The sequence below is a fragment of the Pseudomonas umsongensis genome (assembly GCF_002236105.1).
Taxonomy (GTDB): Bacteria; Pseudomonadota; Gammaproteobacteria; order Pseudomonadales; family Pseudomonadaceae; genus Aquipseudomonas; species Aquipseudomonas umsongensis.
This window is the reverse complement of the sequence record NZ_NIWU01000005.1, coordinates 65432-85851: the sequence shown is the minus strand read 5'-3', so window position 1 is coordinate 85851 and position 20420 is coordinate 65432. Positions and strand designations below refer to the sequence as shown.

At 61.5% G+C, this 20420-nt stretch carries 12 protein-coding genes; 6 read left to right on the top strand and 6 right to left on the bottom strand.

What is annotated here, in order from left to right; genetic code table 11:
• Window positions 1-111 precede the first annotated feature (111 nt).
• Window positions 112-2382 (top strand): bifunctional 23S rRNA (guanine(2069)-N(7))-methyltransferase RlmK/23S rRNA (guanine(2445)-N(2))-methyltransferase RlmL, encoded by a 2271-nt coding sequence (gene rlmKL, locus PSUM_RS22555; RefSeq protein WP_020795912.1) that lies wholly within the window; start codon window positions 112-114, stop codon window positions 2380-2382.
• Between the two features lie 279 nt (window positions 2383-2661).
• The gene (locus tag PSUM_RS22550; RefSeq protein WP_083349573.1) at window positions 2662-5061 is read left to right on the top strand and encodes a sensor domain-containing diguanylate cyclase; all 2400 of its coding nucleotides are present in this window, start codon (window positions 2662-2664) and stop codon (window positions 5059-5061) included.
• Between the two features lie 127 nt (window positions 5062-5188).
• On the opposite strand, the gene dacB is transcribed toward PSUM_RS22550, so the two are convergent.
• The gene (gene dacB, locus PSUM_RS22545; RefSeq protein WP_020795914.1) at window positions 5189-6649 is read right to left on the bottom strand and encodes a D-alanyl-D-alanine carboxypeptidase/D-alanyl-D-alanine endopeptidase; all 1461 of its coding nucleotides are present in this window, start codon (window positions 6647-6649) and stop codon (window positions 5189-5191) included.
• Between the two features lie 232 nt (window positions 6650-6881).
• On the opposite strand from dacB, the gene PSUM_RS22540 reads away from it, so the two are divergent.
• Entirely contained in the window at window positions 6882-7226 is a 345-nt protein-coding gene (locus PSUM_RS22540; RefSeq protein ID WP_008056407.1) for a YggL family protein, read from the top strand.
• Between the two features lie 128 nt (window positions 7227-7354).
• Here the strand turns inward: PSUM_RS22540 and PSUM_RS22535 are convergent, their stop codons facing one another.
• On the bottom strand, window positions 7355-8545 hold the full coding sequence (locus PSUM_RS22535) for a benzoate/H(+) symporter BenE family transporter (protein ID WP_033045248.1): 1191 nt from the start codon (window positions 8543-8545) through the stop codon (window positions 7355-7357).
• Window positions 8546-8768: 223 nt separating this feature from the next.
• Here PSUM_RS22535 and PSUM_RS22530 point away from each other — a divergent pair, with 223 nt between their 5' ends.
• A complete protein-coding gene (locus PSUM_RS22530; protein ID WP_020795916.1) occupies window positions 8769-9533 on the top strand; it encodes a GntR family transcriptional regulator in 765 nt (254 codons plus the stop codon).
• 150 nt (window positions 9534-9683) lie between these two features.
• On the opposite strand, the gene guaD is transcribed toward PSUM_RS22530, so the two are convergent.
• From guaD to xdhA, 4 genes are all read right to left on the bottom strand, one after another.
• Entirely contained in the window at window positions 9684-10988 is a 1305-nt protein-coding gene (gene guaD / locus PSUM_RS22525; RefSeq protein WP_083349572.1) for a guanine deaminase, read from the bottom strand.
• A gap of 8 nt (window positions 10989-10996) precedes the next feature.
• Window positions 10997-11854, bottom strand: a complete 858-nt coding sequence (gene xdhC / locus PSUM_RS22520) for a xanthine dehydrogenase accessory protein XdhC (protein ID WP_020795918.1) — start codon at window positions 11852-11854, stop codon at window positions 10997-10999.
• Window positions 11855-11971: 117 nt separating this feature from the next.
• On the bottom strand, window positions 11972-14371 hold the full coding sequence (gene xdhB, locus PSUM_RS22515) for a xanthine dehydrogenase molybdopterin binding subunit (RefSeq protein ID WP_020795919.1): 2400 nt from the start codon (window positions 14369-14371) through the stop codon (window positions 11972-11974).
• Window positions 14364-15818 carry a xanthine dehydrogenase small subunit gene (gene xdhA / locus PSUM_RS22510; RefSeq protein ID WP_083349571.1) on the bottom strand — a complete coding sequence of 485 codons (1455 nt, stop codon included), beginning with the start codon at window positions 15816-15818 and terminating at the stop codon, window positions 14364-14366. The genes xdhB and xdhA overlap by 8 nt, the downstream gene beginning before the upstream one ends.
• A 266-nt stretch (window positions 15819-16084) precedes the next feature.
• Here xdhA and PSUM_RS22505 point away from each other — a divergent pair, with 266 nt between their 5' ends.
• Window positions 16085-16744 (top strand): GntR family transcriptional regulator, encoded by a 660-nt coding sequence (locus PSUM_RS22505; RefSeq protein ID WP_020795922.1) that lies wholly within the window; start codon window positions 16085-16087, stop codon window positions 16742-16744.
• A 2-nt stretch (window positions 16745-16746) separates the two neighbouring features.
• A complete protein-coding gene (gene smc / locus PSUM_RS22500; protein ID WP_083349570.1) occupies window positions 16747-20235 on the top strand; it encodes a chromosome segregation protein SMC in 3489 nt (1162 codons plus the stop codon).
• Window positions 20236-20420 lie beyond the last annotated feature (185 nt).

The window sequence follows — 20420 nt, the reverse complement described above, 5'->3', positions numbered from 1 at the left end:
GGTGGAACGGCACACCTTCGTGCCACGCGGGCGCTCTTCGAGAAAAGCGCCTGATTGAAAACCGGGCCGGCAATGCGTTGCCGCTCCACTCAGCAAAGGCTCCGAATTCTCATGTCCGATCGTTTCGAACTCTTCCTCACTTGCCCTAAAGGCCTTGAAGGCCTGCTCATCGAGGAAGCCGTCGGGCTTGGCCTTGAGGAAGCACGTGAGCACACTTCCGCCGTGCGTGGCATGGCCACCATGGAAACCGCTTATCGCCTGTGCCTGTGGTCGCGCCTGGCCAACCGGGTCCTGCTGGTGCTCAAGCGTTTTCCGATGAAAGACGCCGAAGACCTCTACCACGGTGTGCTGGACATCGAGTGGCAAGACCACATGCTCAATGACGGCACGCTGGCCGTCGAATTCAGCGGCCACGGCTCGGGTATCGACAACACCCACTTCGGTGCCTTGAAGGTCAAGGACGCCATCGTCGACAAACTGCGCACCCCACAGGGCGACCGTCCGTCCATCGACAAGCTCAACCCGGACCTGCGCATCCATCTGCGTCTGGACCGCGGTGAAGCGATCCTCTCCCTCGACCTGTCCGGCCATAGCCTGCACCAGCGTGGCTATCGCCTGCAGCAAGGCGCGGCGCCGCTGAAGGAAAACCTGGCGGCGGCGATCCTGATCCGTTCCGGCTGGCCACGCATCGCCGCTGAAGGCGGAGCCCTGGCTGACCCGATGTGCGGTGTCGGCACCTTCCTGGTCGAAGCGGCGATGATCGCTGCCGACATCGCGCCGAACCTGCGCCGCGAACAATGGGGTTTCACTGCGTGGCTCGGTCACGTACCGGCGCTGTGGAAAAAACTCCATGAAGAAGCTTCCGAGCGTGCAGCTGCCGGCCTGGCCAAGCCACCGTTGTGGATTCGCGGTTACGAAGCCGATCCGCGCCTGATTCAACCGGGGCGCAACAACGTCGAGCGTGCCGGCCTGAGCGAGTGGATCAAGATCTACCAGGGCGAAGTCGCGACCTTCGAGCCGCGTCCGGACCAGAACCAGAAAGGCCTGGTGATCTGCAACCCCCCTTACGGCGAGCGTCTGGGCGACGAGGCGAGCCTGCTCTACCTCTACCAGAACCTTGGCGAACGTCTGCGCCAGGCTTGCCTCAACTGGGAAGCCGCGGTATTCACCGGTGCGCCGGACCTGGGCAAGCGCATGGGCATCCGTAGCCACAAGCAATATTCGTTCTGGAACGGCGCCCTGCCGTGCAAGCTGTTGCTGATCAAGGTGTTGCCGGATCAATTCGTCACCGGTGAGCGTCGTACCCCGGAGCAGCGTCAGGCCGAGCGTGAGCAGGCGGCCTACGATCAGGCGCCGAGCGAGCCGCAAGAGCGCCAGTACAACAAGAACGGCAACCCGATCAAACCTGCGCCAGCCCCGGCACCGGTGATTGAGCAGCCGCGCCTGAGTGAAGGCGGGCAGATGTTTGCCAACCGCCTGCAGAAAAACCTCAAGGCGCTGGGCAAGTGGGTCAAGCGTGAGGGCATCGACTGCTATCGCGTCTACGATGCCGACATGCCGGAATACTCCATGGCCATCGACCTCTACCACGATTGGGTCCACGTCCAGGAATACGCCGCACCGAAATCCATTGATCCGCAAAAGGCCTCGGCGCGCATGTTCGACGCCCTGGCGGCGATCCCGCAGGCCCTGAACATCGACAAGAACCAGGTGGTGGTCAAGCGCCGCGAGCGTCAGAGCGGTACCAAGCAATACGAGCGCCAGGCGGCCCAGGGCAAGTTTGTCGAGGTTAATGAAGGCGGCGTGAAACTGCTGGTCAACCTCACCGATTACCTCGACACCGGGCTGTTCCTCGACCACCGGCCGATGCGCATGCGCATTCAGAAAGAGGCTGCCGGCAAGCGCTTCCTCAATCTGTATTGCTACACCGCAACTGCCAGTGTGCACGCGGCCAAGGGCGGCGCGCGCAGCACCACCAGCGTCGACCTGTCGAAAACCTACCTGGACTGGGCGCGTCGCAACCTGTCGCTGAACGGTTTCTCCGACAAGAACCGCCTGGAGCAGAGCGATGTGATGGTCTGGCTGGATGCCTGCCGTGAAGAGTACGACCTGATCTTCATCGATCCGCCGACTTTCTCCAACTCCAAGCGCATGGAAGGCATCTTCGACGTGCAACGTGACCAGGTGCAACTGATCGACCTGGCCATGGCGCGGCTGGCACCGGGTGGGGTGTTGTACTTCTCCAACAACTTCCGCAAGTTCGAACTCGAGCCTAACCTCAGCGAGCGCTACGCGATCGAAGAGATCACCGCCCAGACCATCGATCCGGATTTTGCCCGTAACGCCAAGATCCATCGCGCGTGGAAGATCACTGCTCGCTGACAGGCGAGCCGGACGCGGGGGGGCATCTGCCACACCGCGTCATCGTTCTTCGCTTTGTAGGAGCCAGCGGTGCGGCGATCCGACTTGCCGGCGAACCAGCCGCCGCGTTGTACCCTGCTACACCGCTGCGTCTGGTTCGCGGGCAAGCCTCGCTCCTACAGGAGGGGAGGCGCACCAGATGTTGTTGGTCCCGCACCACTGGTCAAATTAGTGGCTAATAGCTATAACTCAACTCACGGCCAATGGGCTTTCCCGCACATGGCGTTTTGAGTTGCGTCTATGTCGTTGTACGCCGTGCGCCCCAAGATCCTGGGTTTTATCAGCGAAGATGTCTCGGCCGGGCTGGTCGCGCTCATGGTCTTGCTCGTCGGCGCGATTCTCACGGCACTGCTCGCCTGGTCGACGCTAAACCTGTTTCACAATCAATTGCGTCAACGCTTCCAGTTACTAGCCAGCGAACGCTACAGCCGTATCGAAGAACGTTTCCAGGATCAGGAGCAGCGCCTCGATGGCCTGCGCCGCTTCTTTGCCAACTCCGATACGGTCTCGCACGCGGAATTCAACGGCTACACCCAACCCCTGTTGCACCGGACCCAGGCGTATTCGTTCGCCGAGCGGGTCAGCCGCGACCAGCGGGCGGCCTTTGAGCGCCGGGCGCGCGAGGAGGGCCTGAGCGGGTTCACCCTGCGCGAACTCAATGCCGCCGGCCAACTGCAATTGGCCGGCGAGCGGGATGAGTACGTTGCGGTGCTGTATAGCCAGACGCAAAGCAAGCTCGGTGCGCCGCTGGGTTATGACTTGCTGGCTCAGCCCTTGCGTCGGGCCACCTTGGAGCGGGCCGACCAGCATCAGGGCATGGCCGTGTCGCAACCGATGCACCTGGTCAATATCGAGCCGGCTTATGCGCGAGGCGTACTGTTGGTCGCGCCGGTCATGCCGCACAGCAACAAAGGCGGCGCAACCGGCAAACCGTTCGGGTATGTCATGGCGGTGATCAGCATGCGCCAGTTGCTGGCGGACGGGTTGCCGGAGGCGGGTCGCGATTATCTCTCGGTGCGTATCCTCGACCTGTCCACCGATGAGCAGCACGAGGTGCTGTTTGAATCGCCCAATGCACCAGCGCACAGTGACTTGTCCACGACGCGCTTGTTACGTCTCGCCGATCATGATTATCAGGTCGATATCCGGCCCAGCGAGGCTTTTCTCCAAGCCAACCACTCTTCAGTGACCACGCTGGTCGTGCTCGGTGGCTTGCTCAGTGTGTTGCTCAGCGCCTTGCTGTATGTACTGGTCAGTCAGCGGCAGCGGGCGCTGAAAATGGTCGAGCAAAGGACCGCGGAGCTGCGCGCCCGCGAACAGGAACTGCGCGGCACCCATGGCCAGTTGCGCGGGGTGCTGGATGCCGCGACCCAGGTAGCCATCATCGCCACGGACCTGCGCGGGGTGATCAGCACTTTCAATGCCGGCGCCGAGCAGATGCTCGGTTATACCGCCGCCGACGTGGTCGGGCACATGACCCTGGAAAACCTGCACTTGCCCCGGGAGCTCGCGGCACGCTCGGCGGAATTGAGTGCGCGTTACGGCAAGCCGGTACCGGCCTGTCACGCGATGCTGGTCGAGGGCGGCGAGGAGGGTGGCCATGAGGCGCGGGAGTGGACGTTGGTACGCGGCGATGGCAGCCATCTGATTGTCAACATGCTGGCGACCCCGGTCCTCGACGAGCAGGGGTTGTGGGTCGGGCACCTGGCGATCTGCATCGACATCACTGAACGCAAGCGCGTGCACGAGGCCCTGGCCGCGCGGGACCTGTTGTTGAAGAAGCTCAGTGCCCATGTGCCCGGCGGGATCTACCAGTTCAAGATGGAGTTCGACGGGCGCTTCAGCGTGATCTACGCCAGCGACGGTATTCGCGAGATCTATGAGCTGGAGCCGGACGTGCTGTTGCTCAACGCCGAAGCGATTTTCACGCGGATTCATCCTCAGGACACCACCCGCGTGCGCGCCTCGATCCGCGCCTCCGCCAACAGCCTCAGCCACTGGCGCGAGGAGTACCGCGTGCAATTGCCCCAGCGCGGCCTGCGCTGGGTCCGTGGCGAGGCGACCCCGGAGGAACTGCCCGGCGGCGGCGTGCTCTGGCATGGCTACATTTCCGACATTACCGACACCAAGCGAGTGGAAGAAGAATTGCGGGCGCTGTCGGTCACCGATTCCCTGACCGGTATCCACAATCGTCGCTATTTCCAGGAACGGCTGACCACCGAGATGGCGCGGGTGGAGCGCGGTGGTGGCGAACTGTCGGTGATCATGCTCGACATCGACCACTTCAAGCGTATCAATGACCAGTACGGCCACGCCGTCGGCGATCGGGTGTTGCAGGCGGTGTGCGAGCGCATTGGTCATCGGCTGCGGCGCTCGGATGTGTTCTGCCGCCTGGGTGGCGAGGAGTTCATGGTCCTTTGCCCGGACATCGGTGGCGAGCAGGCCCATCTGTTGTCACTGGAGTTGTGGCAAAGCCTGCGCAGTGCGCCGATCGATGAAGTAGGCGTGGTCACCGCCAGTTTCGGCATTGCCAGCTGGCGACCCGGAGAAGGTGCGGATGCGCTGTTGTTACGGGCGGACTCGGGGGTGTATGTGGCGAAGCAGGAAGGCAGGGATCGGGTGCAGGGGGAGATGAACTGAGCCGGGGGTTGTACACCATCACTGTGGGAGCGAGCCTGCTCGCGAAGACGGCAGCACATTCAACATCGATGTGACTGATAAGCCGCTTTCGCGAGCAGGCTCGCTCCCACAGTTGATTGAGGTGGGGTTAGAGCACCGAAGCGGTCTGCGCCAGTTTCGGCTGGCGATACAGGTCCAGCAGCACCTGGTCGAGCACCGACGACGCGCCAAACGGTGCCTTGTCGTTGAGAATCGCTACCACCGCCCAGGTGTTGCCGTTGATGTCGCGGCTGAAGCCGGCGATCGCCCGCACGGTGTTCAAGGTGCCGGTCTTGACGTGGGCTTCACCGCGCATTGCGGTGGTCTTCAGGCGTTTGCGCATGGTGCCGTCGGTACCGGCAATCGGCATTGAGGCGATGTACTCGGCGGCATAAGGGCTGCGCCAGGCGGCCTGCAGCATCGACGCCATTTCCCGGGCACTGACACGTTCGGCACGAGACAGCCCGGAGCCGTTCTCCATCACCAGGTGCGGCGCGGTGATGCCTTTCTTCGCCAACCACTGGCGCACCACGCGCTGGGCGGCCTTGGCGTCGTCGGCGTCGGCGTCGGTGCGGTACTTCTGGCCCAGGCTCAGGAACAGCTGCTGGGCCATGGTGTTGTTACTGTATTTGTTGATGTCGCGGATGATTTCCGCCAGATCCGGCGAGAAGGCCCGGGCCAGTACCTTGGCGCCCTTGGGCGTTGCCGCCAGCACGTCCTTGCCCTGGATGCTGCCGCCCAGTTCTTTCCAGATCGCGCGCACGGCACCGGCCGTGTAGGTCGCGTGGTCCAGCAATGACAGGTAGGTTTGCGAGCTGCAGCCATCACCCAACTGGCCACCGACGGTCACGGTCACGCTGCCATCGGCCTGGGGCACCGGGTTGTAGCGCACGCCGCCGGTGCATTGCTTGGAATTGATCGCCTTGACCTGGTTTTCGATGCGGATGCTGGCAATCGGTGGTTCCACGGAGACCAGCACCCGGCCGCCATCGTTGCGCGCCACGAAACGCAGGGCCTTGAGGTTGACCAACAACGCATCGGGCTTGACCAGGAACGGCTTGTTCTCGTCGTTGCCGTCGTCGTTGAACTCGGGCAGTTGCGGTTGCACGAAGAAGTTCTTGTCCAGGACCAGGTCGCCGGTCACCTGGGTCACGCCGTTGGCGCGCAGGTCGCGCATCAGCAGCCAGAGTTTTTCCATGTTCAGCTTCGGATCACCGCCACCCTTGAGGTAGAGGTTGCCGTTGAGGATGCCGCCGCTCAGGGTGCCATCGGTATAGAACTCGGTTTTCCACTGGTGATTGGGGCCGAGCATTTCCAGGGCCGCGTAAGTGGTGACCAGTTTCATGGTCGACGCCGGATTGACCGAGACGTCGGCGTTGAAAATGGTCGGGGTGCCGGGGCCGTTGAGCGGAATCATCACCAGCGACAGGGCGTTGTCCTGCAATTTGCTGGCCTTGAGGGCTTTTTCGACATTGGGCGACAGGCTGGTGTTGATCTGATCAGCGGAAACGGGGAGGGCCAGGGGGAAAAGCAGGCCGGCCAGGAGCAATGGACGCAACGATTTGATCATGTAAATAAAACCCTACAGCCGAGGGGGAAAAAGACGAGGGCATGAAGATAAATTCCCTCAGTAGTCATGAAAGTGTCGGCATTATGCCCCAAGGTGCTACAGCGTGTGCCGTGCGTGGGGCCTCCAATCGGCTATTTTTTACCGACGGTAGGCATCGCGGCCCAGAGAATCGGGCAATTGGCGGCTTAAACTGCTAAAGTGCGGCCCGTTATTACTTAAGAGGATTGTTCCAATGGCGACTAACCGTTCCCAGCGTCTGCGCAAAAAATTGTGCGTCGATGAATTTCAAGAGCTGGGTTTCGAACTGAACCTGGATTTCAAGGAAGATCTGTCCGAAGAAGCCATTGATGCCTTCCTCGAGGCCTTCCTTAAAGAAGCCATGGAAGCCAACGGTCTGGGCTATGTCGGCGGTGATGACTACGGTCTGGTTTGCCTGATCAAGCGTGGCTCGGTCAGCGCTGAACAGCGCGCTGCCGTTGAAGCCTGGCTCAAAGGCCGCACCGAGCTGACCAGTGTTGAAGTCAGCCCGCTGCTGGACGTCTGGTACCCGGAAAAGCCGATCAATCCGGTAGCTTGATGTTCTGAAAAAATCGGCGACCCTTGAGTCGCCGTTTTTTTTGGATCAAAAGATCGCAGCCTCGTTTCACTCGTCAGCTCCTACAGGGCCACGCGTTCAATGTAGGAGCTGCCGAAGGCTGCGATCTTTCAGCTTTTACTCCAATTCAGAATCACCAGCGTCACCACCCCCGCCACAATTCCCCAGAACGCCGAACCGATGGAAAACAGCGTCAGCCCCGATGCCGTGACCATGAAGGTAATCAGCGCCGCTTCACGCTCCTTCGCCTCGCTCATGGCGATGCTCAAGCCATTGATGATCGAACCGAACAACGCCAGTGCGGCAATCGACAGCACCAGCTCCTTGGGCAAAGCGGCAAACAACGCTGCCAGCGTCGCGCCGAACACACCGGCGATGCCATAGAAAATCCCGCACCAGACCGCCGCCGTGTAGCGTTTGTTGCGATCCTCATGGGCATGTGGCCCGGTGCAGATCGCCGCGCTGATGGCAGCCAGGTTGATCCCGTGGGAACCGAATGGCGCCAGCAACAACGAGGCGATGCCGGTGGTGGTGATCAGCGGCGAGGCCGGCACGTTGTAACCGTCGGCGCGCAGCACGGCGATGCCCGGCATGTTTTGCGAAGTCATCGCGACCACGAACAACGGGATGCCGATACTGATGGTCGCGGCCAGGGAGAAATGCGGTGTGGTCCACACAGGCGTGGCCACTTCCAGGTGGAACGCGCTGAAGTCCAGAAGCCCCATGACCCCGGACAACGCCGTGCCGATCAGCAATGCGCCCAATACTGCATAACGCGGCGACAGGCGCTTGACCACCAGGTAGGTAAAGAACATGCCCAGCACCAGCGCGGTGCGATGCTGGGCCGCGACGAAAATCTCGCTGCCGATCTTGAACAGGATCCCCGCCAGCAAAGCCGCCGCCAGGGACGCCGGAATCTTTTTCACCAGGCGCTCGAAACTGCCGGTCAGCCCGCAAATGGTCACCAGCACTGCGCAGGTGATATAGGCTCCGATCGCTTCACCGTAGGTCACGCCCCCCAGGCTGGTGATCAGCAGAGCCGCGCCCGGGGTGGACCAGGCAATGGTGATGGGGGTGCGATAGCGCAACGACAGGCCGATCGAGCACACCGCCATGCCGATGGATATCGCCCAGATCCACGAGGAAATCTGCCCGCTGGTCAGCCCGGCTGCTTGCCCGGCCTGGAACATCAGCACCAGTGAACTGGTGTAGCCAGTCATCATGGCGATGAACCCGGCGACGATGGCCGATGGCGATGTGTCGGCCAGGGGGCGCAGTTGCGTGTGCGTGGCGTCTGTCATGACAGCGTTGTTCCTTGTTCAGGCTGCGAATTCTGCTTTAAAGCCTAAACTCAAACGTAATGGATCGTTGCGATACAGCGGAAGTGACAAACAGCCGTACAGTCGTGTTGGCACCAACCATTGTGTACAATCGCAGTGTTTTTTACGCGATACTTGCCAGCGACCCACTGTGCCGTATTACAGTCACCGTCAATTCGCCGCAGTTCTCCCGACTCGAGTGCCCATGAACGAACAGTTGCAACCCCTAAAGAAACAGCCGCGCGCAGGCAAAGCCGGCCGCAGCGGAACCCAGGACGATATTGTCTACGCGCATATCTTCGAGGCTATCCTCGAACAGCGCCTGGCGCCCGGCACCAAGTTGAGCGAAGAAGCGCTGGGGGAAATTTTCGGGGTCAGCCGCACCATCATTCGCCGCGCGCTGTCGCGCCTGGCCCATGAAGGCGTGGTATTGCTGCGTCCCAATCGCGGGGCTGTCGTTGCCAGCCCGAGTGTCGAAGAGGCGCGTCAGGTGTTCATGGCCCGGCGCCTGGTGGAACGTGCGATCACTGAACTGGCGGTTCAACACGCCACCGCCGAGCAAATTGCCGAATTGCGCCAGATGGTCAACGACGAGCGCGACAGTTTCTCCCGTGGCGATCGTGGTGCCGGCATCCGCCTGTCTGGCGAGTTCCACCTGAAGCTGGCCGAAGCGGCAAAAAACGCCCCGCTGATCAGCTTCCAGCGCAGCCTGGTGTCCCAGACTTCGCTGATCATCGCCCAGTACGAAAGCGGCAACCGTTCCCACTGCTCCTACGACGAACACACCCAACTGATCGACGCCATTGAAAAGCGCGACGCTGAACTGGCGGTGAACCTGATGATGCATCACATGGATCACATCGACAGCAAGCTCAATCTCGATGAAGAAAGTGCGTCGGATGATTTGCATGCGGTGTTCTCGCATTTGCTGCAGACCAAGAAGCCGGGGCGTTCGCCAGCCAAGCTTTGAAAGATCGCAGCCTCGTTTCACTCGACAGCTCCTACAGAGGAATGCATTCCATGTAGGAGCTGCCGAAGGCTGCGATCCTTTGATCTTTCTGGCAGCCAATAAAAATCCCCCGGACTGTAGAGTGCGGGGGATTTTTCATGCCCGAAAAACCTAGCGCTGATGCACCAGATTCCCCGCCGCATAAGTCTGCAACACCGTCCGGTCATCCCCCAGCGTCATCAACACAAACAACGTCTCGGCAATGTTATTGGCCTGCTGCAGGCGATAGCCCAGCAACGGCGTGGCGTTGTAGTCCAGCACCAGGAAGTCGGCGTCGGTGCCCGGCTGCAGATTGCCGATCTTGTCTTCAAGACGCAGCGCACGGGCGCCGCCGAGGGTGGCCAGGTACAGCGACTTGAACGGGCTCAGGCGCGCGCCTTGCAGCTGCATGACCTTGTAGGCCTCGTTCAGCGTTTGCAGCAGCGAGAAACTGGTGCCGCCGCCTACATCGGTGCCGATGCCGACATTGAGCTTGTGCTTCTCGGCCATCGGCAGGTTGAACAGGCCGCTGCCGAGGAAGAAGTTCGACGTCGGGCAGAACGAGATGGCCGAACCGGTTTCGGCCAGTCGCGCGCATTCGTCATCGCACAGGTGCACACCGTGGGCGAACACCGAGCGCTCGCCGAGCAACTGGTAGTGGTCGTAGACGTCCAGGTAGCCCTTGCGCTCCGGGAACAGTTCCTTGACCCACTCGATTTCCTTGAGGTTTTCGCTGATGTGGGTCTGCATGTACAGATCCGGGTATTCGGTCAGCAACTGGCCGGCCAGGGTCAACTGTTCCGGGGTGCTGGTCGGGGCAAAACGCGGGGTGACGGCATAGTGCAGGCGACCCTTGCCGTGCCAGCGCTCGATCAGCGCCTTGCTTTCCAGGTAGCTGGATTCGGCGGTGTCGGTCAGGTAGTCCGGGGCGTTGCGGTCCATCATCACCTTGCCGGCGATCATGCGCAGGTCCAGCTGCTCGGCGGCCTCGAAGAACGAGTTCACCGATTGCGGGTGCACGCTGCCGAACACCAGCGCGGTGGTGGTGCCGTTGCGCAGCAGTTCCTTGATGAAAATGTCCGCCACTTCGTCAGCGTGAGCCTTGTCGGCGAACTGGCTTTCACAGGGGAAGGTGTAGGTGTTGAGCCAGTCCAGCAGTTGCTCGCCGTAGGCGCCGACCATGCCGGTTTGTGGCAGATGGATGTGGGTGTCGATGAAGCCGGGGGTGATCAGTGCATCCTGGTAATGGGTGATCTCGATATCGGCCGGCAGCGTTGGCAGCAGTTCACTGGCGTGGCCAAGGGCACTGATCTTGCCGTTTTCGATCACCAGCAAACCGTCCTCGAAATACTCATAGGAGGCTTCGATCCCGACTTCGGCGGGGTCGGCGATGCTGTGCAGAATGGCGGCGCGGTAGGCTTTGCGAGTCAGGGGCATGTCAGTTCTCAATTTGAGGCTTTCAAGTTGGTGGCCTGGCTGCGGCGTGAAACGGGCAGCAACTTGGCAATCGGTTCGGCGCGGGACGTTTGTTGGCCGAAACTGGCGTTATAAGTGGCGATGATCTCGCCGGCGATGGAGATGGCGATTTCCACAGGCAGCTTGCCTTTGACTTCGCCGATGCCCATCGGGCAGCGCATGCGTTGCACGACACTGCTGTCGAAGCCGCGGTCGCGCAGGCGGTGTTCGAACTTCACCCGTTTGGTTTTCGAGCCGATCAGGCCGAAGTAGGCGAAGTCGTTGCGCTTGAGAATGGCGGCGGTGAGTTCGAGGTCGAGCTGGTGGTTGTGGGTCATGACGATGCAGTAGCTGCCGGCGGGCAGGTCGTCGATTTCATCCACCGGTTCTTCGCTGACGATCTTGCGTACGCCGTGGGGAATCTGTTCCGGGAATTCGTCTTCCCGCGAGTCGATCCAGCGCACCCGGCAGGGCAGGCTGGCCAGCAGCGGTACCAGCGCGCGGCCGACGTGGCCGGCGCCAAACACGGCGATCTGCGCCTGGACCTGGCCCATCGGTTCGAACAGCAACACGGTCGCGCCGCCGCAGCACTGGCCCAGGCTGGCGCCGAGGCTGAAGCGCTCGAGATGGGTGTCCTGCTTGCCGCTGGCGAGCATTTCGCGGGCGATCTGCATGGCCTTGTATTCCAGGTGTCCGCCACCGATGGTGTCGAAGGCCTGGCGGGCGCTGACAACCATCTTCGAGCCAGCATTGCGCGGCGTCGAGCCGAGCTCTTCGATGATGGTCACCAACACGCAGGGTTCACCCTGGTTTTGCAGGTCGGCGAGGGCGTCGATCCAGTTGTACATGTTTCACCTCAACATCTCTGTTGTCTGTTCGGGCCTCTTCGCGAGCAGGCTCGCTCCCACATTTGGAATGCTTTCCCCTGTGGGAGCGAGCCTGCTCGCGAAGGCCGCGCCTCGGTCTTAGAGCGAAGCCAACTCGGCATCGGCCTCGACAGCCTTCGCCGCCTTCAACTGGCGCATCTGCTCACAGCCCCACAACACCCGCTCCGGCGTCGCCGGCGCGTCGATCTTCGGTTGATGCCGGTAGTCGCCCAGGCTCGCCACGGCGTCCTTGATCGCGCACCAGGCGGCGATGCCGAGCATGAACGGCGGTTCGCCCACGGCCTTGGAATGGAACACCGTGTCTTCCGGGTTCTTGCGGTTTTCCACCAGCTTCACCCGCAGGTCCAGCGGCATGTCCGCCACGGCCGGGATCTTGTAGCTGGCCGGGCCGTTGGTCATCAGCTTGCCCTTGTTGTTCCACACCAGCTCTTCCATGGTCAGCCAGCCCATGCCCTGGATGAAACCGCCTTCGACCTGGCCGATGTCGATGGCCGGGTTCAGCGAGGCACCGACGTCGTGGAGGATGTCGGTGCGCAGCATTTTGTACTCGCCCGTCAGGGTGTCGATGATCACCTCGCAGCAGGCTGCACCGAAGGCGTAGTAATAGAACGGACGCCCCCGGGCCTGGCTGCGGTCGTAGTAGATTTTCGGGGTCTTGTAGAACCCGGTACTCGACAGCGACACCTGGGCGAAGTACGCCTGCTGGATCAGTGCTTCGAAAGTCAGGATGTGATCGCGAACCCGCACGTGGCCGTTGTGGAACTCCACGTCTTCTTCACTGACCTTGTATTGCCGCGCGGCAAATTCCACCAGGCGTTTCTTGATGGTTTCAGCGGCATTCTGCGCAGCCTTGCCGTTCAGGTCGGCGCCGCTGGAGGCCGCGGTCGGCGAAGTGTTCGGTACTTTGTCAGTGTTGGTCGCGGTGATCTGCACGCGGTCCATTTCCACCTGGAACACCTCGGCCACCACTTGCGCGACTTTGGTGTTCAGGCCCTGGCCCATCTCGGTGCCGCCATGGTTCAGGTGGATGCTGCCGTCGGTGTAGACGTGTACCAGGGCGCCGGCCTGGTTGAGGAAGCTGGCGGTGAAGGAGATGCCGAATTTCACCGGGGTCAGCGCCAGGCCCTTTTTCAGGATCGGGCTGTTGGCGTTGTAGCGACGGATCGCTTCGCGGCGCTCGGCGTACTGGCTGCTTGCTTCCAGTTCGGCGGTCATTTCCTCGAGCATGTTGTGCTCGACGGTCTGGTAGTAATGGGTGACGTTGCGCTCGGTCTTGCCATAGTAGTTGGCCTTGCGCACCGCCAGCGGATCCAGCCCCAAGTGACGGGCGATGGCGTCCATCACTTCTTCGATGGCGACCATGCCTTGCGGGCCGCCGAACCCACGGTAGGCGGTGTTCGAGGCGGTGTTGGTCTTGCAGCGATGACCGTTAACGGTCGCGTCGCCCAGGTAATACGAGTTGTCCGAGTGGAACATCGCGCGGTCGACGATCGACGCCGACAGGTCTGGCGAACAGCCGCAGTTGCCGGCCAGTTCCAGGTTGATGCCGTGCAGGCGTCCGGTGCTGTCGAAGCCCACGTCGTATTCGACATAGAACGGGTGCCGCTTGCCGGTCATCAGCATGTCTTCGACACGGGGCAGGCGCATCTTGGTCGGCTGGCCGGTGAGGTGCGCGATCACTGCGCACAGGCAGGCCGGGCTGGCCGCCTGGGTTTCCTTGCCGCCAAAACCGCCACCCATGCGACGCATGTCGACCACGATCTTGTTCATCGAAACGTCCAGCACTTCGGCCACCAGTTTCTGCACTTCGGTGGGGTTCTGGGTCGAGCAGTAGACGATCATGCCGCCGTCTTCGGTGGGCATCACCGAGGAAATCTGGGTTTCCAGGTAGAAGTGTTCCTGCCCGCCGATGTGCAGCGTGCCCTGGATGCGATGTTCGGCAGTGGCCAGCGCCGTCGCCGAATCGCCGCGCTGGTGCGTGTGGCTGTCGAGCACGAAGTGGCGCTTGCGCAGGGCTTCGACCACGTCCAGTACCGGTTCCAGGTCTTCGTATTCGATGATCGCGGCCATCGCCGCCTTGCGTGCGGTTTCCAGGTCTTTGGCGGCAACGGCCACCACGGGTTGACCGACGAATTGCACGGTGTCGATCGCCAGCAGCGGATCGCCCGGCAGCAACGGGCCAATGTCCTTCAAGCCCGGTACGTCTTCGTGGGTAATGGCGATGCGCACACCCTCGAAGGCATAGCACGGCGAGGTGTCGATGCTAATGATCCGGGCGTGGGCACGGTCCGACATGCGGGCGTACACGTGCAACTGGTTCGGAAACTCCAGGCGATCATCGATGTACTGCGCTTCACCGGACACATGCTTGGCGGCGCTGTCGTGCTTGACGCTGCGGCCGACACCGGTGGTCAGGTCCTTGGCGAACAGTTCAGCCAGTTCGGCCTGGGTCTTCTCTACGGCGTGATGGTTAGACATAAGCGGTCACCCGAGTCTCGATGTGCGGCGTTTGCAGTTCGATGAAGTATTTGCGCAGCAGGTTTTGTGCGCTGAGCAGGCGGTATTCCTTGCTGGCGCGGAAGTCCGACAGCGGTGTGAAATCTTCGGCCAGGGCAGCGCAGGCGCGTTCAACGGTGGCGCTGTTGAAGGGCGAACCGATCAGCGCGGTTTCGCAACTGTTGGCGCGTTTCGGAATGGCCGCCATGCCACCGAAGGCCACGCGGGCATCGGCGACCACACCGTTTTCCAGGCGCAGGTTGAATGCCGCGCACACGGCCGAAATGTCATCGTCCAGGCGCTTGGACACCTTGTAGGCGCGGAACAGCTGTTCGACGCTGGCGCGAGGCACGATGATCTTCTCGATGAACTCGCTTTCCTGGCGCGCCGTGACGCGGTAATCGATGAAGTAATCCTCCAGGGCCAGGGTGCGGCGGGTTTCGCCCTTGCACAGGACAATTTGCGCGCCCAAGGCAATCAGCAGGGGCGGCGAGTCGCCGATGGGCGAGGCGTTGCCGATGTTGCCGCCCAAAGTGCCCTGGTTGCGGATCTGCAGGGAGGCGAAGCGTTGCAGCAGTTCGCCGAAGTCCGGGTACTCGGACTTCAGGGCCTCGTAGCAGTCGGAGAGGGCGGTGGCGGCGCCGATTTCCAGGCGGTCGTCGAAGCGTTCGATGCGCTTCATTTCGGCGACGTTGCCGACGTAGATCATCACCGGCAACGTGCGGTGGAACTGGGTCACTTCCAGCGCCAGGTCAGTGCCGCCGGCCAGCAGCCGGGCCTGTGGATAAGCGTCGTAGAGGTCGGCCAGGTCGGCCACGGTCAAAGGCACCAGGCAACGCTTGTCACCGCTGTTGAGTTCGCCGATATCGGTCGGCGCGATGGCTTTGAGCCGGGCAATGGTCTGGGTTTCGTTGGCATCGAACTGATCCGGCTTTTTAGCGCAGCAGGACTGCTCGGCGGCTTCCAGGATCGGCCGATAGCCGGTGCAGCGGCAGAGGTTGCCGGCCAGGGCTTCGTGGGCCTTGTGCTGATCCGGTGCATCGCTGTTCTTTTGCAGGGCAAACAACGACATCACGAAACCTGGGGTGCAGAACCCGCATTGCGAGCCGTGGCACTCGACCATGGCCTTCTGCACGCTGTGCAGTTCGCCCTTGTGCTTGAGGTCTTCGACGCTGATCAGTTGCTTGCCGTGCAAGGACGAAACGAACGTCAGGCACGAGTTGAGGCTGCGGTAGCGAATGTGTTCGCGGCCCGCATCATCGGTCTGCAATTCGCCGACCACCACGGTGCACGCGCCACAGTCTCCGCTGGCGCAGCCTTCTTTGGTGCCGGGTTTGCCCACATGGTCGCGCAGATAATTGAGCACGGTCAGGTTCGGGTCCAGGGCGTGCTCGCTACGGAGTTCCTGGTTGAGTAAAAACTGGATCACGGAAGGCCTCGCAGACTCATTATTGTTGTTAACCGCCATGAACCGAATTTAGCAGGTCTGACTTTTCGGTCAATGATTTTCTGACTTAAAGGTCAGGAAAATGCATTTTGTCGATTAACGTCGCTTTTCTTCATTATTGACCCTCGATCAACAGCCTGCTTTTTGCTTGAATCGTGCCAAAAACCACTGGGTGGGCCCTGCGCCATGACGTATCAATTGCGCTACACTGCGCCGCTTGTACAAATCGAAGAGTTTGAAGGACAACCATGACGTTCAAGGCGCCGGACAGCCTCGCCGAGCAAATCGCGCATCATCTCGCCGAACGCATCATTCGCGGCGAAATGAAGCCCGGGGAGCGCATCCAGGAACAGAAGGTCACGCAGGCACTCGACGTCAGTCGTGGCTCGGTCCGCGAGGCTTTGCTGATTCTCGAGCGCCGGCACCTGATCGCCATCCTGCCGCGACGTGGCGCCCACGTCACCGAACTCACCGCGCACAAGGTCAAGAGCCTTTGCACGCTGATGAGCGAGATGTACATCCTGCTCGCCAACGCCGTGGCCACTGGCTGGAAAGTCCAGGCCGATCTGGCGCCGTTCGTGCAGATCCAGCAGCGCCTGACGGCCAGCTACGAGCGCCAGGACATCCATGCCTTCGTCGACGACAGTTTCAACGTGATGCGTGCCACGTACTCGTTTGCCAACAATCCTTACCTGCAGGAAACCGTCGAGAATCTGCAGCCGGCCATGAGCCGTGCGTATTTTCTCGCCCTGGAGCAACGCAAGGCCTCGATGAGTGAGTATCTGGAGCTGTTCGAACGTCTGCTTGCTGCAGTGATCGCCCGTGATTTTCCACTGATCCGCGAAGTGCTGACCGCTTATGGCCAGCGCAGTTGCGATCTGGTGATCTCTGCCCTGACGGACGCATAAGCGTGCGGCTAAAGTGCATCAAGTTGGCGGGGTTCAAGTCCTTCGTCGACCCGACCACAGTGAACTTCCCCAGCAACATGGCGGCGGTGGTTGGGCCCAATGGTTGCGGCAAGTCGAACATCATCGACGCCGTGCGCTGGGTGATGGGCGAAAGTTCGGCGAAGAACCTGCGCGGCGAGTCGATGACCGACGTCATCTTCAACGGCTCCACCAGCCGCAAGCCGGTGAGCCAGGCGAGCATCGAACTGGTATTCGATAACGCCGATGGCACATTGCTCGGTGAATACGCCGCCTATGCGGAAATTTCCATTCGCCGCAAAGTCACCCGCGACAGCCAGACCACCTATTACCTCAACGGCACCAAATGCCGGCGCCGCGACATCACCGATATCTTCCTCGGCACCGGCCTGGGCCCGCGCAGCTACTCGATCATCGAACAGGGGATGATCTCCAAGCTGATCGAGTCCAAGCCTGAAGACCTGCGCAACTTCATTGAAGAGGCGGCGGGGATCTCCAAGTACAAGGAGCGTCGGCGCGAAACCGAAAACCGCATCCGCCGCACCCACGAAAACCTGGAGCGCCTGACCGACCTGCGCGAAGAGCTCGAACGTCAGCTCGAACGCTTGCACCGCCAGGCCGAAGCGGCCAAGAAGTACCAGGAATTCAAAGGCGAGGAGCGCCAGCTCAAGGCGCAACTGTCGGCCCTGCGCTGGCAGGACCTGAACGATCAGGTCGGCCAGCGCGAAGCGATCATCGGCACCCAGGAAGTCAGTTTCGAAGCCCTGGTGGCCGAACAGCGCAACGCCGACGCCAGCATCGAACGCTTGCGCGACGGCCATCACGACCTCTCCGAGCGCTTCAATCTGGTGCAGGGGCGCTTCTATTCGGTCGGCGGCGACATCGCCCGGGTCGAACAGAGCATCCAGCACGGCCAGCAGCGCTTGCGCCAATTGCAGGACGACTTGAAGGAAGCCGAGCGTGCGCGCCTGGAGACCGAGTCGCACCTGGGGCACGACCGCACACTGTTGCTGACCCTCGGCGAAGAACTGGACATGCTTACGCCGGAGCAGGAAGTCACCAGCGCCGCCGCCGAAGAGGCTGCCGCTGCGCTGGAGGAATCCGAAACCACCATGCACGGCTGGCAGGAGCAGTGGGACACGTTCAACCTCAGTGCCGCCGAGCCACGGCGCCAGTCGGAAGTCCAGCAGTCACGGATCCAGCAGCTGGAAACCAGCCTGGAGCGCCTGGCCGAACGGCACCGGCGCCTGGGTGAAGAGCGCGCCTTGTTGTCGGCGGACCCGGAAGACGCGGCGATCATGGCGCTCAACGAGCAGCTCGCCGAATCCGAGGCGACCCTCGAGGATTTGCAAACCAGTGAAGAAGCTCAGGTTGAAAAGCTCGAGCAACTGCGCCAGCAATTGCAGCACGCACTGTCGGCACAACAACAGGCCCAGGGCGATCTGCAGCGCCTCAACGGTCGCCTGGCGTCGCTCGAAGCCTTGCAGCAAGCCGCACTAGACCCGGGCACCGGCACCGCGCAATGGCTGAGCGAGCAGAATTTGGCGGACCGCCCGCGCCTGGCCGAAGGCCTGAAAGTCGAAGCCGGTTGGGAGCTGGCGGTGGAAACCGTACTGGGCGCCGACCTGCAAGCGGTGCTGGTGGATGACTTCAACGATTTCGATTTGTCCGGGTTTACTCAAGGCGATCTGCGCTTGCTCAGCCCCGCGACCGACGGCGCGCGCGTGCCCGGCAGCCTGCTCGATAAAGTCGAGGCGCAGATCGATCTGTCGCCGTGGCTGGGGCAGGTCAAACCCGTCGAAAGCCTCGAACAAGCGCTGGGGTTGCGTGGGCAGCTGGCAGCGGGCCAGAGCCTGATCAGCCGCGACGGATATTGGGTCGGTCGGCACTTTTTGCGCGTGCGCCGCGCCAGTGAAGCGGAAAGCGGGATGCTCGCCCGTGGTCAGGAAATCCAGAAACTGGGCCTTGAACGCGAAGAACGTGAAGCGGCCGTCGAAGCCTTGGAAACCGAATTGCAAAACCTGCGGGCGCAACAGCGCCAGCAGGAAAACGGCCGCGAACATTTGCGCCGCCTGCTGCAGGACGAAGCGCGCCAGCAAGGTGAACTCAAGGCTCAGCTGTCGGCCGGCAAGGCCAAGGCCGAGCAGTTGAACCTGCGGCGCACGCGCCTCGATGAAGAGCTCCAGGAGTTGGCGGAACAGCGAGCCCTGGAACATGAACAGATCGGTGAAGCGCGCCTGCACTTGCAGGAGGCCCTCGACGCCATGGCCCTGGACACCGAGCAGCGCGAGCTGCTGCTGGCGCAACGCGACAGCTTGCGCGAACGGCTTGACCGGGTGCGCCAGGAAGCCCGCCAGCACAAGGATCACGCCCATCAACTGGCCGTACGCCTGGGCTCGCTGCGAGCCCAGCATGACTCGACGCGCCAGGCCCTGGAGCGCCTGGAAATGCAGGCCGAGCGCCTGACGGAAAAACGCGAGCAACTGAGCCTCAATCTGGAAGAGGGCGAGGCGCCGCTGGAAGAGCTGCGCCTGAAACTTGAAGAATTGCTCGACAAGCGCATGACCGTCGACGAAGAGCTCAAGACCGCGCAGATCGCCCTGGAAGATGCCGACCGCGAACTGCGTGACGCCGAAAAGCGCCGCAACCAGGCCGAACAACAGTCCCAACTGATTCGCGGCCAGCTTGAAAACCAGCGCATGGAATGGCAAGCCCTGACCGTGCGGCGCAAGGCGTTGCAGGACCAGTTGCTCGAAGACGGCTACGACCTGCACGGCGTGCTGGCCACGCTGACCGCCGAGGCGAGCGAGAAAGCCGCCGAGGAAGAACTCGAGCGCATTGCCGCGCGAATCCAGCGCCTGGGCGCGATCAACCTCGCGGCCATTGATGAGTATCAGCAACAATCGGAGCGTAAACGTTATCTGGACGCCCAGAACGACGATCTGGTCGAAGCGCTCGATACGCTCGAGAACGTGATTCGCAAGATCGACAAGGAAACCCGAAACCGTTTTAAAGATACCTTTGATCAGATCAATGGCGGTTTACAGGCACTTTTCCCAAAAGTTTTCGGTGGAGGGCGCGCGTATTTGGAACTGACGGGCGAAGATCTACTCGATACAGGGGTGACGATCATGGCGCAGCCGCCTGGAAAGAAGAACAGCACCATCCATTTGCTATCAGGTGGCGAAAAGGCCCTGACCGCATTGGCCCTGGTTTTTGCGATCTTCAAGCTGAACCCGGCGCCGTTCTGCATGCTCGATGAAGTGGACGCGCCATTGGATGACGCTAACGTCGGACGCTATGCACGACTGGTCAAGGAGATGTCGCAGACGGTGCAGTTCATCTATATCACCCACAACAAGATCGCCATGGAAATGGCTGAACAACTGATGGGGGTGACGATGCACGAACCGGGTTGCTCGCGTCTGGTGGCGGTGGATGTCGAGGAGGCCATGGCGATGGTGGACGCCTGAAATATGGCTTTCAGGTCGGATTTTTTAGCGGTGGGACCTAATTAGCCATGCCGACTTGCTGGCCAATCGACATAATCGCGGGGCCAACGTGCCAGACGGTGTAAAGTTGCCTTTGGTCGTGCTAGTTTAATGTCAATTTTTCGTATACGTGGGCAAAACGCCTGTCAGAACATAGAGTTGGCGCC

Bases quoted from the DNA above. Each gene is read 5' to 3' on its own strand.
- rlmKL (WP_020795912.1), top strand. From the start codon at position 112: ATGTCCGATCGTTTCGAACTCTTCCTCACTTGCCCTAAAGGCCTTGAA.
- PSUM_RS22550 (WP_083349573.1), top strand. From the start codon at position 2,662: ATGTCGTTGTACGCCGTGCGCCCCAAGATCCTGGGTTTTATCAGCGAA.
- dacB (WP_020795914.1), bottom strand. From the start codon at position 6,649: ATGATCAAATCGTTGCGTCCATTGCTCCTGGCCGGCCTGCTTTTCCCC.
- PSUM_RS22540 (WP_008056407.1), top strand. From the start codon at position 6,882: ATGGCGACTAACCGTTCCCAGCGTCTGCGCAAAAAATTGTGCGTCGAT.
- PSUM_RS22535 (WP_033045248.1), bottom strand. From the start codon at position 8,545: ATGACAGACGCCACGCACACGCAACTGCGCCCCCTGGCCGACACATCG.
- PSUM_RS22530 (WP_020795916.1), top strand. From the start codon at position 8,769: ATGAACGAACAGTTGCAACCCCTAAAGAAACAGCCGCGCGCAGGCAAA.
- guaD (WP_083349572.1), bottom strand. From the start codon at position 10,988: ATGCCCCTGACTCGCAAAGCCTACCGCGCCGCCATTCTGCACAGCATC.
- xdhC (WP_020795918.1), bottom strand. From the start codon at position 11,854: ATGTACAACTGGATCGACGCCCTCGCCGACCTGCAAAACCAGGGTGAA.
- xdhB (WP_020795919.1), bottom strand. From the start codon at position 14,371: ATGTCTAACCATCACGCCGTAGAGAAGACCCAGGCCGAACTGGCTGAA.
- PSUM_RS22505 (WP_020795922.1), top strand. From the start codon at position 16,085: ATGACGTTCAAGGCGCCGGACAGCCTCGCCGAGCAAATCGCGCATCAT.